11 protein-coding genes and 1 pseudogene are annotated in these 14,559 nt (G+C 68.6%); 8 read left to right on the forward strand and 4 right to left on the reverse strand.

The genetic code is table 11. The features are described 5' to 3' along the window. The first annotated feature begins 2 nt into the window (after positions 1–2). From FHP25_RS34650 to FHP25_RS34685, 8 genes are all read left to right on the forward strand, one after another. A complete protein-coding gene (locus FHP25_RS34650) occupies positions 3–1,154 on the forward strand; it encodes a CaiB/BaiF CoA transferase family protein (protein WP_147851567.1) in 1,152 nt (383 codons plus the stop codon). Between the two features lie 117 nt (positions 1,155–1,271). Then, positions 1,272–2,594 carry an aspartate aminotransferase family protein gene (locus FHP25_RS34655; protein WP_147851568.1) on the forward strand — a complete coding sequence of 441 codons (1,323 nt, stop codon included), beginning with the start codon at positions 1,272–1,274 and terminating at the stop codon, positions 2,592–2,594. A gap of 118 nt (positions 2,595–2,712) precedes the next feature. Further along, on the forward strand, positions 2,713–3,765 hold the full coding sequence (locus FHP25_RS34660; RefSeq protein ID WP_147851569.1) for a phosphotriesterase family protein: 1,053 nt from the start codon (positions 2,713–2,715) through the stop codon (positions 3,763–3,765). A 109-nt stretch (positions 3,766–3,874) separates the two neighbouring features. After that, positions 3,875–5,455 carry an ABC transporter substrate-binding protein gene (locus tag FHP25_RS34665; protein ID WP_178134010.1) on the forward strand — a complete coding sequence of 527 codons (1,581 nt, stop codon included), beginning with the start codon at positions 3,875–3,877 and terminating at the stop codon, positions 5,453–5,455. Between the two features lie 24 nt (positions 5,456–5,479). Continuing rightward, positions 5,480–6,412: an ABC transporter permease gene (locus FHP25_RS34670; protein WP_147851570.1), complete on the forward strand. Its 933-nt coding sequence runs from the start codon at positions 5,480–5,482 to the stop codon at positions 6,410–6,412. 4 nt (positions 6,413–6,416) lie between these two features. Then, complete coding sequence (locus FHP25_RS34675) at positions 6,417–7,238, forward strand: ABC transporter permease (RefSeq protein ID WP_147851571.1); 822 nt, start codon at positions 6,417–6,419, stop codon at positions 7,236–7,238. Then, a complete protein-coding gene (locus FHP25_RS34680; RefSeq protein ID WP_147851572.1) occupies positions 7,235–8,212 on the forward strand; it encodes an ABC transporter ATP-binding protein in 978 nt (325 codons plus the stop codon). The genes FHP25_RS34675 and FHP25_RS34680 overlap by 4 nt, the downstream gene beginning before the upstream one ends. After that, positions 8,205–9,218: an ABC transporter ATP-binding protein gene (locus FHP25_RS34685; RefSeq protein ID WP_147851573.1), complete on the forward strand. Its 1,014-nt coding sequence runs from the start codon at positions 8,205–8,207 to the stop codon at positions 9,216–9,218. The genes FHP25_RS34680 and FHP25_RS34685 overlap by 8 nt, the downstream gene beginning before the upstream one ends. Before the next feature lie 58 nt (positions 9,219–9,276). Here the strand turns inward: FHP25_RS34685 and FHP25_RS34690 are convergent, their stop codons facing one another. The 4 genes and pseudogenes from FHP25_RS34690 to FHP25_RS34705 all read right to left on the reverse strand — a co-directional run. After that, positions 9,277–11,340 carry an acetyl/propionyl/methylcrotonyl-CoA carboxylase subunit alpha gene (locus FHP25_RS34690; protein WP_147851574.1) on the reverse strand — a complete coding sequence of 688 codons (2,064 nt, stop codon included), beginning with the start codon at positions 11,338–11,340 and terminating at the stop codon, positions 9,277–9,279. A gap of 136 nt (positions 11,341–11,476) precedes the next feature. Further along, the gene (locus FHP25_RS34695) at positions 11,477–11,932 is read right to left on the reverse strand and encodes a hypothetical protein (RefSeq protein WP_178134011.1); all 456 of its coding nucleotides are present in this window, start codon (positions 11,930–11,932) and stop codon (positions 11,477–11,479) included. Then, positions 11,929–12,720: an enoyl-CoA hydratase-related protein gene (locus tag FHP25_RS34700; protein WP_178134012.1), complete on the reverse strand. Its 792-nt coding sequence runs from the start codon at positions 12,718–12,720 to the stop codon at positions 11,929–11,931. The genes FHP25_RS34695 and FHP25_RS34700 overlap by 4 nt, the downstream gene beginning before the upstream one ends. 536 nt (positions 12,721–13,256) lie before the next feature. Then, a pseudogene (locus FHP25_RS34705) lies at positions 13,257–14,559 on the reverse strand (hypothetical protein); the annotation flags it as partial.

Below are 14,559 nucleotides of genomic sequence, written 5' to 3' on the forward strand. Positions count from 1 at the left end.
ACATGACGGACGCTCTGGACGGTATTCGCGTGCTCGATTTCACCACCACCATCGCCGGGCCGCATTGCACGCGGTTGATGGCCGATCTGGGGGCCGACGTGATCAAGATCGAGGCGCCGGAGGGTGACCTGATGCGCACCCGTCCGCCGCTGCGCGACGGCGCCAGCGCGACGTTCGCCCACCTCAATGCCGGCAAGAAGAGCGTCGCGCTCGACCTCAAGAAGCCGGCGGCGATCGCCGCGGTGAAGCGCCTGGTGGCCGGCGCCGACGTCGTGGTGGAGAACTACCGCCCCGGTGTCATGCGCCGGCTGGGCCTCGACTACGACACGCTCAAGGCGATCAAGCCGGACCTGATCTTCTGCGCCATCTCCGGCTACGGCCAGGACGGCCCCGGCGCCGACCGGCCGGCCTACGCCCCGGTGGTGCATGCGGCGACCGGCTACGACCTCGCCCACCTCACCTACCAGCTCGACCACCGCGACCGGCCCGACTTCAACGGCATCTTCGTGGCCGATTTCATGGCCGGCGCCTATGCTTTCGGCGGCATCATGACGGCGCTGGTGCAGAAGCGCGCCACCGGCCTGGGCCAGATGGTGGACCTGGCCATGTACGACGCCATGCTGGCCCTGCTGATGTCAGAGTTCCAGCGCGCGCAGTTCCCGATGGAGCTGCCGTCGCGGCCGATGTACGGGCCGGTGAAGGCCAAGGACGGCTACATCATCATCGCCACCGCCAGCGAGCGCACCTTCGTCGACCTCGCCAAGGCTGCCGGCCACCCCGAATGGCTCGAGGACCCGCGCTTCGCGAAATACGCTGACCGGCGCAAGAACTGGGGCGCCTTCATGGACGCGTTCGAGTCCTGGTCCGGCACGGTGCCGATCGCCGAGCTGGTGCCGATCCTGGAGAAGCACAGCGTGCCGTGCTCGCCCTACCGCACCGTGAAGGAGGCGCTGGACGACCCGCAGGCCAAGCACCGCGGCATCATGGAGATGGTGCGCGACAAGGGCGGACTTTGCGGCGTGCCCAACCCGCCGTTCCGCCTGTCACAGGCCACCACGCGCGCCCGCGGCTTCACCGCCGAGCTGGGCGAGCACACCGAGGCGGTGCTGCGCGCCGCCGGGCTGAGCGATGAGGAGGTTGCCGCGGTGAAGTAGTCCGTCATCCCGAGCGCAGCGAGGGATCTCCCGCGGAAGTCGCACCATGCGTCATTTACAGGAGATCCTCGCTACGCTCGGGATGACAGCCACGGTCGATAGGAGACGGAGGAAGCCATGAACGTCCAGGCGCGGATCAACGTGTCGCTGCAGGAGGCCCTGCGCGAGACCGAGGAGCGCTACATCGCGGCCAATCCCCTGAGCCGGGCACGGCAGGACGCGGCAGCCCGGTCGATGCCCGGCGGCAACACGCGCTCGGTGCTCTACTACAGCCCGTTCCCGGTCGCGATCGCGCAGGCTCAGGCACAGACCCTGATCGATATCGACGGCCATCGCTATGTCGACTTCCTCGGCGAGTACACCGCCGGCCTCTACGGCCACTCGCATCCGGTGATCATGGAGGCGATCGCGCAGGCGGCGAAGGGCGGCATCGTGTTCGGCGGCCCCAACCGCGACGAGGTCGAGCTGGCGCGCCTGATGTGCGAGCGCTTCCCGTCGCTGGATCTCGTGCGCTTCACCAATTCCGGCACCGAGTCGAATCTGATGGCGCTGGTGACGGCCCGCGCCCATACCGGCCGCAGCCATATCATGGTGATGGAAGGCGCCTACCACGGCGGCGTGCTGACGTACTTCTACGGCGCCGATTTCCCGATCAACGCCCCCTTCCCTGTGGTGATGGCGAAGATCAACGACGTCGAGGGCACGCGCGCGCTGATCGGCGACAACGCCGACAAGCTCGCCGCCATCCTGATCGAGCCGATGATCGGATCGGGCGGCGGCATCGCCGCCACGCGCGACTACCTTGCGATGCTGCGCGAGGCAGCGACGCGGCACGGCATCGTGCTGATCTTCGACGAGGTGATGACCTCGCGCATGTCCTCGGGCGGCCTGCAGAAGAAGCTGGGCATCACGCCCGACATGACCACCTTCGGCAAGTATCTCGGCGGCGGCATGACCTTCGGCGCCTTCGGCGGCAAGCATGCGCTGATGCGGCGCTACGATCCTGCGCAGCCCGACGCCTGGCCGCATGCCGGCACCTTCAACAACAACGTGCTGACCATGGCCGCCGGCGTCGCCGGATTGAGCAAGGTGTTCACGCCGGAAGCGGCCGACCGGCTCTACGATGACGGCGAGCGGCTGCGCGCACGCCTCAACGAGACCGGGCGCAAGCACGGCGTGCCGCTGCAGGCGACCGGCGTCGGCTCGATCGTGGTGGTCCACTGGCAGTCGACGCCGGTGGCGCAGCCGCATGACACGCAGAAGACGCCCGTCGAGGCGCGCGCCCTGTTCCATCTCAACATGCTGCAGCGCGGCTACTACATCGCCCGCCGCGGCTTCATGGCCCTGTCGCTGGCGCTCACGCAGTCCGATCACGACGGCCTCGTCGCCGCCGTGGACGACTACTGCGGCGCCTACCGCAGCGTGCTGAGGGACCTGTGATGTCTCTTTTCGGACCGCGCGCGTCCACGCGCGCACTCGCCCGCAGCGACAGCGGAGGGCTACTTTGCCGGCGGTTGACGCTGCAGACCGAGGCGCGCGTGGACGCGCGCGGTCCCAGATGACCCGCCTCACCCGCGACGACCTGCGCGGCAAGGCGCAGACGGTGCTCGGGCCGGTCAATCCGGCGGGGCTGGGCCGCACCCTGATGCACGAGCACGTGCTGTGTGATATCCGCCCGCCCGCGACGCGCACCGAGAACGATCTCGGCCCGGAGATCACGCTGGAGAATGTCTGGCAGCTGAACTACGGCCACGGCATCGCGCGTGCCGGCCGCAAGTACCTGCTGAACCTCGAGGATATCGCGGTCCGCGAGCTCGATCTCATGAAGCAGGATGGTGGCGACACGGTCGTCGAGCTGACCTGCGGCGGCCTCTCGCCCGACCCGGCGGGCTTGAAGCGCATTTCCGAAGGCACCGGCGTGCAGCTGGTGATGGGCTGCGGCCACTACGTCAACGACTACCAGGAGCCGCGCAACCACGCGCGCACCGTCCACGACCTCGCGGCCGAGATGATCGACCAGGTCCAGGTCGGCGCCTGGGGCACCGATGTGCGCGCCGGCATGATCGGCGAGATCGGCTGCCAGGCGCCGTGGACCGATCTCGAGAAGCGGGTGATGCGCGCAGCGCTGCTGGCCATGAAGGAGACCGGCGCCGCGCTCAACGTCCATCCCGGCCGTCACGAGGACCAGCCGCAGGAGGTCGCCGACTTCATCATGGCCGCCGGCGCGCCCACCGAGCGCGTCGTGATCAGCCATATCGACCGCACCATCTTCGACGTCGAGCGCCTGTTGCGGCTGGCCGACACCGGCATCACGCTCGAGTTCGACCTGTTCGGGCAGGAGAGCGCCTATTACGGCCTCTCCGACATCGACATGCCCAACGACGCGACCCGGCTGAAGCTGATCCGGGCGCTGATCGACCATGGCCACCTCGAACGGGTCGTGATCAGCCATGACATCTGCTACCGCACGCGGCTGTCGGTGTTCGGCGGCCATGGCTATGGCCACATCTTCCGCAACGTGGTGCCCATGATGCGCCGCCGCGGCTACAGCGAGGACGAGCTCGACGCCATCCTGGTGCGCAACCCGCGCCGCCTGCTGACCTTCGTGTGAGGTGCCGGGCACAGATTGGCTCACATCTTGCACTGGTTGCGTTGTCGTTCGGTTTCAAGCTACCGTCGCGGCAAGCTGTCATCACGTACGGCGCATTCGGAGGGAGAAGATGAGGAAGCTTGCTTGGATGGCGGCCGCGCTGGCGGTCCTTGCGCTGGGACAGGCCCAGGCGCAGACGCCGCGAAAAGGTGGCACCATCCGCTTTTCGGCGCCCTATTCCGCCAGCCTCAACAGCCTGGACATCCACACCACGCCGCGCGCCCAGGACGACATCGTCGGCAAGGCGCTCAACCGCTCGCTCTACAGCTGGGACTCGGCGGCGGGCAAGGTCGTGTTGGAGCTGGCCAAGTCGGTCAGCGTTTCTGCCGACGGCCTCGTCTACACCTACAAGCTGCGTGACGACGCCTACTTCCACAACGGCCGCAAGATGACGGCCGACGACATCATCTGGTCCTACAGCCGTATCCTCGACAGCAGCCGGGGATTTCCCGGCGTGCGCTACATCCGGATCATCAAGGGCGCCGCCGAGGTCGAGAAGGGTCAGACCAAGGAGATCAGCGGCTTGCGCAAGATCGACGACTTCACGCTGGAGATGACGCTCGCCGACCGGGTCGAGCCGGGCTACTACCTGTTCAACGGCACCACCGCCATCCTGCCGAAGGAAGAGGAAAGCCGCCTCAACAGCCACCCGATCGGCCTGGGGCCGTTCAAGTTCGTCGAGCATATCCCCGGCTCGCGCGTCGTGGCCGAGCGCTGGGAGAAGTTCTACAAGCCCGGCAAGCCTTACGCTGACCGCTTCGTGCTGCTGATGATGCCCGAGGCGGCCGCCCGCGACCTGGCGTTCCGCTCCAAGGAGATCGACACCTCGATCCTGGGCCCGGCGCAGTACGTCGTCTATCGCAACGATCCGGAGCTGTCGAAGGGCATCCTCGAAGTCGCCGAGATGTTCACCCGCTCGATGCAGTTCAACCCGGCGTACAAGCCGTTCAGCGACAAGCGCGTGCGGCAGGCGATCAACTACGCCGTCGACACCGACCTGATCATCAAGCGGCTGGTCAAGGACAAGGCCTATCGCGCCACCAGCTGGCTGCCGTCGGCATCGCCGGCCTTCGACAAGTCGATCAAGCCCTACCCGTACGATCCCGAGAAGGCGAAGAAGCTGCTGGCCGAGGCCGGCTACCCCAACGGCTTCGAGTTCGAGATCACCACCAGCGCCAACGAGAGCTGGGGCCTGCCGATCGTCGAGGCGATGATCCCGATGCTGGCCAAGGTCGGCATCAAGATGAAGCCTAAGATGGTCGAGGTCACCGTGCTGACCGAGGTCGCCATGAAGGGTGAGCACCAGGCCTTCATCGGCTCGAGCCTGACCGGGCCGGATTCGCTGGCGACCCTGCTGTGCTTCTACTCCAAGACGCCGCGCACGGCCTGCAACTACACCGGCTTCAACGACCCGGCGTTCGACAAGCTGATCGACGAGGCGGGCCAGGCCGTCGATCAGGCCAAGCGCAATGACCTGCTGCGCCAGGCCAACAACCTCATCTTCGAGGCTGCCCCGGTCTGGTTCTTCAACTACAACAAGGCGGTCATGGCCTATCAGCCGTGGATCCACGGGCTGCAGGCCAACCCGACGGAGCTGACGCACCAGTACGTCGAGGATGTCTGGGTCGACGAGCGCTCGCCGGCCAAGTAGTTCCGCCGTAGCGGGTCGCGCCCGATGCTGGCCGTCCTCCTGCGCCGACTGTTGAACATCATCCCGACAGTCGGCGCCGTCATCCTCGTCATCTTCCTGCTCTTCAGCGTCATCCCCGGCAGCTTCACGTCGACCGGCGCCGAGGATGGTCGCATGCTCGACCCCCAGGTGATGGAGCGCATGCGCAAGGAGATGGGGCTGGACGACCCCATACTCGAGCGCTTTGGCCGCTATGTCGGCCACACCCTGGTCGGCGATCTCGGCAAGTCCTTCCGCACCCGCGAGCCGGTCACCAAGCTGATCGGCGACCGGCTGTGGCCGTCGCTGAAGCTGGCGATCGCCGCCATGTGCTTCGCCATCCTGGTCGGCGTGCCGCTGGGGTTCATCGCCGCGCTGCGGCCCGGCAGCATCGTCGATTCGGTGTCGATGGTGGGCGCCGTATCGGGCCTGTCGCTGCCGCAGTTCTGGCTCGGCCTGATGCTGATGTACCTGTTCGGCCTGCTGCTGGGCTGGCTGCCCAGCTTCGGCTACGGCGACGGCGGGCCGCGCTACCTGATCCTGCCGGCGCTGGCGCTGGGCTTCAATCCCATGGCCCTGCTGGCGCGCACCACGCGCGCCGCCGTGCTCGACGTGCTCAACGCCGACTTCGTGCGCACCGCCCGCTCCAAGGGCATGGCCGAGACGCGGGTCGTGACCTGGCATGTGATGCGCAACGCCCTGGTGCTGGTGATCACCACCATCGGCCTGCAGTTCGGCTCTCTGATGGGCGCCGCGGTGGTGGTCGAGAAGCTGTTCTCGTGGCCCGGCCTGGGATCGCTGCTGGTCGACTCGGTGTTCCAGCGCGACATCCCTGCCGTCCAGGGCTGCATCCTGGTGATCGTGCTCTTCTTCCTCGTCATCAACACGCTGGTCGATCTCGCCTACGCCGTGATCGATCCGCGCATCCGCTACGCGTGATGTCATGAAGTTCCGGGCCAACCTCTATATCGGCGGCGCCTTCTTCGCGACCGCGGTCATCGTCGGCGTGCTGGCGCCGGTGATCGCCACGCACGATCCCGTCTTCGACGCCAACCTGATGAACGCCGAGCTCCCGCCGGGCTGGGAGTACCCGTTCGGCACCGACGCGCAGGGCCGCGACATCTACTCGCGCGTCGTGCATGGCGCCCGCATCTCGCTGACCGTCGGCCTGGTCGCGCAATGCATCAACAGCATCATCGGCGTCTCCCTGGGCCTGACCGCCGGCTACTGGGGCGGCTGGTGGGACGACCTGGTGAGCGGGCTCACCAACCTGATGCTGGCGATCCCGTCGCTGATCTTCGCGCTGGCCATCATGGCGATCCTCGGCCCGGGCCTGGTCAGCCTGCTGATCGCTCTGGGCCTCACCAGCTGGTCGTACTCCTGCCGGCTGGCGCGCGCCCAGGTGCTGTCGCTGAAGTCGCAGGGATACGTGCAGGCCGCGAAGATCCTGGGCTACAGCGACCTGCGCATCATGTTCACGCAGCTGCTGCCCAACATCCTGGGGCCGCTGATCGTGATCGCGACCCTGGGCGCCGGCGGCTCGATCCTCGCCGAGGCGGCCCTGTCGTTCCTCGGGCTGGGCATCCGTCCACCCTATCCGAGCTGGGGCAGCATGCTCTCGGATGCGCGCGAGCAGATCACGACGGCGCCGTGGCTGTCGATCTTCCCGGGCCTGGCGATCTTCATCACCGTGCTGGGCCTGAACCTGCTGGGCGACGGGCTGCGCGACATCCTCGACCCGCAGTCGCGCGAGCGCACGTCATGAGCGCGCCCCTGCTGGAGGTCGAGAACCTCAGCATCGCGCTGAGCCAGGGCGGCAAGTCGTACAAGGCCGTCGAGGACGTCTCCTTCGCCATCGCCTCGGGCGAGACGCTGGGCCTGGTGGGCGAGTCGGGCTGCGGCAAGAGCATCACGGCGCTGGCGGTGATGGGCCTGCTGCGCCAGCCGCTGTCGCTGGGCGGCGGGCGCATCACGCTCGACGGCGGCGACATCCACAACCTGCCGCCGGCCAAGCTGCGGCAGCTGCGCGGCAAACGCATCGCGATGATCTTCCAGGAGCCGATGACGGCGCTCAACCCGCTCTCGACGGTCGGCCGCCAGATCGCCGAGATGTTCGTGCTGCACGCCGGCGCCGGCTGGAGCGAGGCCACCGACCGCACCGTCGACGCGCTGCGCCAGGTCCACGTGCCGTCGCCCGAGCGCCGCGTGAAGGATTTCCCGCACCAGCTGTCGGGCGGCATGCGCCAGCGTGTGATGATCGCCATCGCGCTCGCCTGCAGCCCCGACCTGCTGATCGCCGACGAGCCCACCACCGCGCTCGACGTCACGGTGCAGGCCGAGATCGTCGACCTGATGCAGGAGCTGTGCGCCGCCAAGGGCACGGCGATCCTGATGATCTCGCACGACCTGGGCCTGGTCGCCAACATGTGCCGGCGCGTGGCGGTGATGTATGCCGGCCGCATCGTCGAGCAGCAGGCAGCCGACGAGATCTTTGAGCGGCCGCAGCATCCCTACACGCGTGGCCTGATCGCCTCCCTGCCGCGCCTGGGCGCACGTATCGTCCATGGACGCCAGCGGCTGCAGGAGATCAGCGGCGTCGTGCCGGCGATCACCGCCTTCCCGGCCGGCTGCCGCTTCCGGCCGCGCTGCCAGCGCGCCACCGACATCTGCCAGTCGAACGACCCGCCGCCCACGCCGCTGCCCGAGGACGGGCTCGTCCGGTGCCACCATCATGGCTGAAGCCGATCAGACGCCCCTGCTGGCGATCGACAACCTTGCCGTGCACTACCCGATCGGCGGCACCTTCCGCGGCCCCAGACGCGTGCTGAAAGCCGTCGACGGCATCGCGCTCACCGTCGCGCCGGGCGAGTGCCTGGGGCTGGTGGGTGAATCGGGCTGCGGCAAGTCCACGCTGGCCATGACCATCATGGGCCTGGTCCCGCCAACCCATGGCCGCATCCGCATCGCCGACCAGGAGATCAGCGCCGCGAAGAAGGCCGACCATATGCACCTGGCGCGGACGGTGCAGATGGTGTTCCAGGATCCCTACGCCTCGCTCAACCCGCGCCAGACCGTGCGCCGCACGCTGGCCGATCCGCTGCGCCTGCACGGCATCGGCAACAAGACCGAGGTCGAGCATCGCGTCGCCGATATCATGGCCAAGGTCGGGCTGCGTCCCGAGCAGGCCGACCGCTACCCGCACGAATTCTCGGGCGGCCAGCGCCAGCGCATCGGCATCGCCCGCGCGCTGATCCTGCGGCCACGCCTGGTGCTGTGCGACGAGCCGGTGTCGGCGCTCGACGTGTCGATCAGGGCCCAGATCATCAACCTGCTGCTGGAGCTGAAGGACGACCTGGGCCTGTCCTACGTCATGATCTCGCACGACCTGGGCGTGGTCGAGCATGTCAGCGACCGCGTCGCGGTGATGTATCTGGGCCGCATCGTCGAGCGCGGCGGCTGGCGCGAGATCTTCGAGGATCCGCGCCACCCCTACACGCGCGCGCTGATCGCCGCGATCCCCGATGCCTTCCGCCGCCGCGCCGTCGCCGGCCAGAAAGCCCGGGGCGAGATCCCCAGCGCGCTGGCCCCGCCGCCGGGCTGCCATTTCCACACCCGCTGCCCGCTCGCCGCCGACCAGTGCCGCTCGGACGTGCCGCTGCTGGAGCCCGTCGCGCCCGGCCACCTCGCCGCCTGCCACTTCCGCGACAGAGCCACTAGCCTTCATGGTGAGCTTGTCGAACCATGAAGGCCTCGCACAAGCGGCCGTGCATCGCTTCATGGTTCGACAAGCTCACCATGAAGCCTTACTCGTCCGCCTCGAACTCGACCAGGTCGGCGCCGTCGGGGACCTGGTCGCCCGGCCCGTAGAGCAGGCGCTTGATGGTGCCGTCGGCCGGCGCCACCAGGGTGTGCTCCATCTTCATCGCCTCCAGCACGATCACCGGCTGGCCGCGTGAGACCGTCTCGCCCTCCTTCACCTTCACGTCGATAATCTTGCCCGGCATCGGCGCCTTCAGGCCGCCGCCGTGCAGGCTGTCGGCATCGGCCGCGGACACGTCGCGCGGGTCGACCAGCCGCAGCGCGCGGCCGCCGACGCTGCCGTCGGCGAACACGACGTAGTCGACGCCGCCGTCATTGGCGACCTGGCGCACCACGCGCGCCGATGCCACGGCCTCGCCCAGGGTGGCGCGGAAGCTGCCGTCACGCGCCAGCACGGCGCTGGCGTCGAGGGCGGTGCCGCCGACCTGCAGCCGGCAGTCGATGGCACCCACCGCCGCTGACGGGCTGGCGCCCGCCGCACGCCGATAGTAGGCCATCACGGCGATGTCGCGGTCGGCATCCTTCCAGCGCACCTCGTCGTGGCCGGCGCCGTTGAGCCGCCAGCCGTCGACGCGGTGCCACGGCGATGTCGGCTCGGCCGACGCAGCGGCACGGTCGGCCGCCTCGCGACGCCACTCCAGCAGGCGTGCCAGCGTCGCCAGGGCCACCACGCGATCGTCGGCCGGCTCGGCCTTGGGCAGCACCACCGCCTTGTGGCGCTCGATGAAGCCGGTATCGACCTCGCCGGCGGCGAATGCCGGATGAGCCGCGATGCGCGCCAGCAGCGCGGTGTTGGTGCGCACCCCCACCACCTCGGTCTCGGCCAGCGCCCGCTGCAGGCGCAGCAGCGCCGCGTCGCGGTCGCGGCCGTGCACGATGATCTTGGCGATCATCGGATCGTAGTACGGCGTCACCGCATCGCCGGCGCGCACGCCCGTGTCGACCCGCACGCCGGCGCCGCGGCGCGGCAGCGCCAGATGCTTCAGCGTGCCCACCGACGGCAGGAAATTGCGCGACGGATCCTCGGCATAGAGCCGGACCTCGAAGGCGTGACCATCGATCGCCAGCGCGTCTTGCGTCAGCGGCATGGGCTCGCCGCAAGCCACACGCAGCTGCCACTCCACCAGATCCTGGCCGGTGATCATCTCGGTGACGGGATGCTCGACCTGCAGGCGGGTGTTCATCTCCATGAAGTAGAAGTCGCCCGACTCGTCGGCGATGAACTCCACGGTGCCGGCCCCGACATAGCCGATGGCGCGCGCCGCCGCGACGGCCGCCTCGCCCATCGCCTTGCGGCGCTCGGCCGTCATGCCCGGCGCCGGCGCCTCCTCGATCACCTTCTGGTGGCGGCGCTGGATCGAGCAGTCGCGCTCGAAGAGGTAGAGGCAGTTGCCGTGCGTGTCGCCGAAGACCTGCACCTCGATATGCCGCGGTCGCGTCAGGTACTTCTCGACCAGCACATGGTCGTCGGCGAACGCGGCCTTGGCCTCGCGCTTGGCGCCGGCCAGCGCCTCGGCGAACTTGGCGGCGCTCTCGACCACGCGCATGCCCTTGCCGCCGCCGCCGGCCGAGGCCTTGATCAGCACCGGGTAGCCGATGCGCGCCGCCTCATGCGCCAGCAGCTCGGGCGACTGGTCGTCGCCATGGTAGCCCGGCACCAGCGGCACCTTGGCCGCCTCCATCAGCTTCTTGGCCTCGCTCTTGGAGCCCATGGCGCGGATCGCCGATGCCGGCGGGCCGATGAAGACAATGCCGGCCGCCGCGCAGGCATCGGCGAAACCGGCATTCTCCGACAGGAAGCCGTAGCCGGGATGCACGCCCTGGGCGCCCGTCGCCTTGGCGGCCGCAATCAGCCTGTCGGCGACAAGGTAGCTCTCGCGCGCCGCCGACGGCCCGATATGGATCGCTTCATCGGCCATCGCGACATGCCGGGCGCTGTGGTCGGCGTCGGAATAGACCGCCACCGTGCGCACACCCATGCGCCGCGCCGTCTTGATCACGCGGCAGGCAATCTCGCCCCGGTTGGCGATGAGGATCTTGGTGAACATGCGCTCTCGTCTCTCTTGCCTTGTGGTGGTTCGGCTCGTCCGTCATCCCGAGCGTAGCGAGGGATCTCCCCGGAATGGAGTCTCCTGTCGCAGGAGATCCCTCGCTGCGCTCGGAATGACGGGGGATGACACGCTCTCAATCCTTGGCCGGGCATGGCAGCTGGCCGATGCGCTCGCGGCCGGCGTCCGTGGCGAGCTGCGTGCCCATCTGCAGCGCCGTCGCCACCTCGACCTGCAAGTCAGGACTGCGGTAGAGCGCGCAGATGGCCTGCTTGCCGCGCCGCTCGATGGTGGCATCGGCGTTCCTGAGCATGCTGTCGAAGGCGCTGTCCATATGGTCGACAACCTCCTTCAACCGCGGGTCCGCAGCGGCGCACTGGCGTGCCCGGGTGGCGACGAACCTTCGCACCTCGTGCCCGACCTTCTCGTCGCCCCCGCAGACGCGCGCCTGGATCACCAGCTGTCCGGCCGCGAAGGTCATGGCGCTGATGTTCTCGTCGAACTCCTCGACCGCCGGGCTGGGCGGCGTCGACTGTGCCCCGGCGACGACCGGCACCGCCAATGCAGCTGTCAGCACGGCGGCAAGCCTCACGTCGCCCACCGGGGCTTGCGCTTGGCGAGAAAGGCCGACATGCCCTCGCGGGCTTCGTCGGTGACGCATTGGGCAGCGACGTGGCCTGCGATCAGGTCGACCACGGCACCGTCGGTCGGCATCGCATCGATGCGCGTCACGAGGCGCTTGACCAAAGCCTGCACGTCAGGCGCGCCCAAGGTCAGCTCACGGGCCAGGGCCGCGACCGCCTCGTCGAGGCGGTCGGCCGGCACGACCCGGTCGACCAGTCCCATGGCCAGCGCCTCGGCGGCGGGAAAGAGGCCGCCATGCATCAGCAGCTGCCGTGCCCGGCGCGGCCCCACGGCCTGGATCAGCGCCGGGATCGCGATGCCCGCCAGCAAGCCGTTGCGCACCGACGTCAGCCCGAAGCGGGCCGTCTCGGCCGCGACCGCATAGTCGCAGGCCAGCATCACGCCGACGCCGCCGCCGACCGCCGCACCCTGCACCCGCGCGATCGTCGGCTTGGGCAGGTCATAGATCGCCTGCACCACCTCGGTCATGACCTGGGCGCCCTGCTGCCGCTCGGCCGCGCTGAGGCCGGGCCAGCTCAGCACCCAGTTGAAGTCGCCCCCCGCCGAGAAGGCGGGCCCGTTGGCTGCGATCACGACCACCCGCACGGCGGCATCGCCGGCGACCCGGGCGACGGTCTCGAGGATGGCCTGCGCGGTGACGCCGTCGAAGGAATTCATCTCCTTCGGGCGGTTCAGGGTCACGGTCGCGATGCCTTCGGCGATCAACAGCTGAACTGGCGCGGTGGCAGTCGTCATGTCGTTCAATCCGCGCCCTTTTCTTGCTCCGTGGCCGGCGATCTTAGGGGGCATCGGAAGGAGTGGCGAGATGCGATTGCGCAGTCCAGCTCCCCGCCAGAAATACCAGAAATTCTTTTTCGGCCTGATTCCAAAGGCTTGGGTGCAAACCTCCCGTTTCCAGAATTGACCAGGAATGCCCAGAAAATCGCGTCGGTCATCGGGGCCTCGTAGGCATGCTGGAGCGTTGCGCCGTCGCGCAGGCGATGACGGCGCGCCCCGTGTCGTGGAGCGGACGAAGCGCCCGATATCGACCCGGCGGCGGCCTTGCCCCTTGCGACGGGGCCCACGAAAACGCCCGTTAGCCCCGGCGACGGGAACGCAAGCTCTGACAGTTGCTTATAGTATATTCTCACCAAAAGAACAAGAGCCAATGCTGGATTTGGGTGACACACCTGTCATCCCGAGCGCAGCGAGGGATCTCCCGCGAATGGCGCACCATGCGTCTTTCGCAGGAGATCCCTCGCTGCGCTCGGGATGACCGTCATGACTCACTTTCAACCCAGCGTGCGGATATAGGCTTCCAGGGCGGCGCGGGCGGTGTCGACGGCCTTCTCGGCGTCGGCCCGCTGCTTGGCCAGCGTCTCCAGCTCGGTCTCCTGCCGGTCGAGCGTCGCCAGGTAGCGGCGCTGCAGGTCGGAGTTCGCCGGCACGCTCTTGAGGTTGTCGCGGATGCGCTGCTGCTCCTGCGCGATGCGCGTGCGCTGCGCCTCGCCCTGCTCCGCCTTCTTTTCCGCCGCCTTCACCGCGCCCTGCAGCTGCACGATCCGCGACAGCGCATCGCGGGTCTTCTGGTCGAACTGCCGGGCCTTGGCGAAGTAGGCGATGCGGTCCTCGTCGCCGTCGAGCAGCTCCAGCTCCTCGACGACGGTCTGCTCCTGCATCACCTCGAACGTGTGCGACTCGCCACCCTTCAGGTCGAACGGAATGCGGTACTTGCCTTCGATCTGGCCGACATCCTTGCCCTCGACCTTCATCAGCTTCCAGCCGTCGAGCCTGGGCGTCTCGACCAGCAGCTGGCGGTCCTCCTTGGCCGGTGCCTTCACCCGATAGGTCATCGTCTGGCGCTGCAGCATCTCGTAGCGCAGCACGCCTTGCACGATGCTGCCCTTGAGCAGCGTCTCGGTGGTGCCTGTCTCGGCCTCGACGGTCACCTTCTGGTCCAGGGCATAGCTCAGCAGCCGGTTCTCACCGGCCGGCAACGCCGACAACCGGGCGTCACCGACATAGGCCACCATGCCGGCGGCATCGCGCTCGTAGAGCGTGATCACGCCCGGCGGCAGGCCGGTGCTGCCATTGTTCTCCAGCCGCACCGAGGCCAGCGGGTGGCGCGGATGCGTCTCGGGCTGGAACAGCGCCTGGCGCTTCACCGGCACCTCGCCGTTGATGATCGGCACCGACAGCGTGCGGCCATTGGCGACCGAGACCGCGCTGGGGAAGCGGAAGACGACCTGGGTCAGGGCCTCCTGGGCGGCAACCTGCTCGACCGGCGGCGCCACCACAGCCGGCGCCGACGCGCCCGCGGCCTGCTTGGGCATCCCGCGGCTGTCGCGGCCTGGGGCCATCTCCATGCGGGGCGCCATCGCGGGCGCTGGCGCCGGTGGGGGCGGCGGCGGCGCGCCGGCAACCGGCACCGAGCCCTGATCCGTGCGCGGCATCAGCCGCCCCATGACGTCGACCGGCACGTAGGGGCGGTCGACGTAGTAGGATTGATACAGCGCCTGCCGGAACGCCACCGGATGCCCCGACACCAGCGTCAGGTCCACATCCTTCCAGTCCTGGCCGCTCATGTTCTCCACA

The sequence above is a fragment of the Vineibacter terrae genome, from assembly GCF_008039615.1.
Classification (GTDB): domain Bacteria; phylum Pseudomonadota; class Alphaproteobacteria; order Reyranellales; family Reyranellaceae; genus Vineibacter; species Vineibacter terrae.

What these genes read in the sequence shown, in the direction of transcription:
- FHP25_RS34670 (WP_147851570.1), top strand. Translation starts at nt 5,480, where the DNA reads ATGCTGGCCGTCCTCCTGCGCCGACTGTTGAACATCATCCCGACAGTC.
- FHP25_RS34680 (WP_147851572.1), top strand. Translation starts at nt 7,235, where the DNA reads ATGAGCGCGCCCCTGCTGGAGGTCGAGAACCTCAGCATCGCGCTGAGC.
- FHP25_RS34685 (WP_147851573.1), top strand. Translation starts at nt 8,205, where the DNA reads ATGGCTGAAGCCGATCAGACGCCCCTGCTGGCGATCGACAACCTTGCC.
- FHP25_RS34660 (WP_147851569.1), top strand. Translation starts at nt 2,713, where the DNA reads ATGACCCGCCTCACCCGCGACGACCTGCGCGGCAAGGCGCAGACGGTG.
- FHP25_RS34700 (WP_178134012.1), bottom strand. Translation starts at nt 12,720, where the DNA reads ATGACGACTGCCACCGCGCCAGTTCAGCTGTTGATCGCCGAAGGCATC.
- FHP25_RS34675 (WP_147851571.1), top strand. Translation starts at nt 6,417, where the DNA reads ATGAAGTTCCGGGCCAACCTCTATATCGGCGGCGCCTTCTTCGCGACC.
- FHP25_RS34690 (WP_147851574.1), bottom strand. Translation starts at nt 11,340, where the DNA reads ATGTTCACCAAGATCCTCATCGCCAACCGGGGCGAGATTGCCTGCCGC.
- FHP25_RS34655 (WP_147851568.1), top strand. Translation starts at nt 1,272, where the DNA reads ATGAACGTCCAGGCGCGGATCAACGTGTCGCTGCAGGAGGCCCTGCGC.
- FHP25_RS34650 (WP_147851567.1), top strand. Translation starts at nt 3, where the DNA reads ATGACGGACGCTCTGGACGGTATTCGCGTGCTCGATTTCACCACCACC.
- FHP25_RS34665 (WP_178134010.1), top strand. Translation starts at nt 3,875, where the DNA reads ATGAGGAAGCTTGCTTGGATGGCGGCCGCGCTGGCGGTCCTTGCGCTG.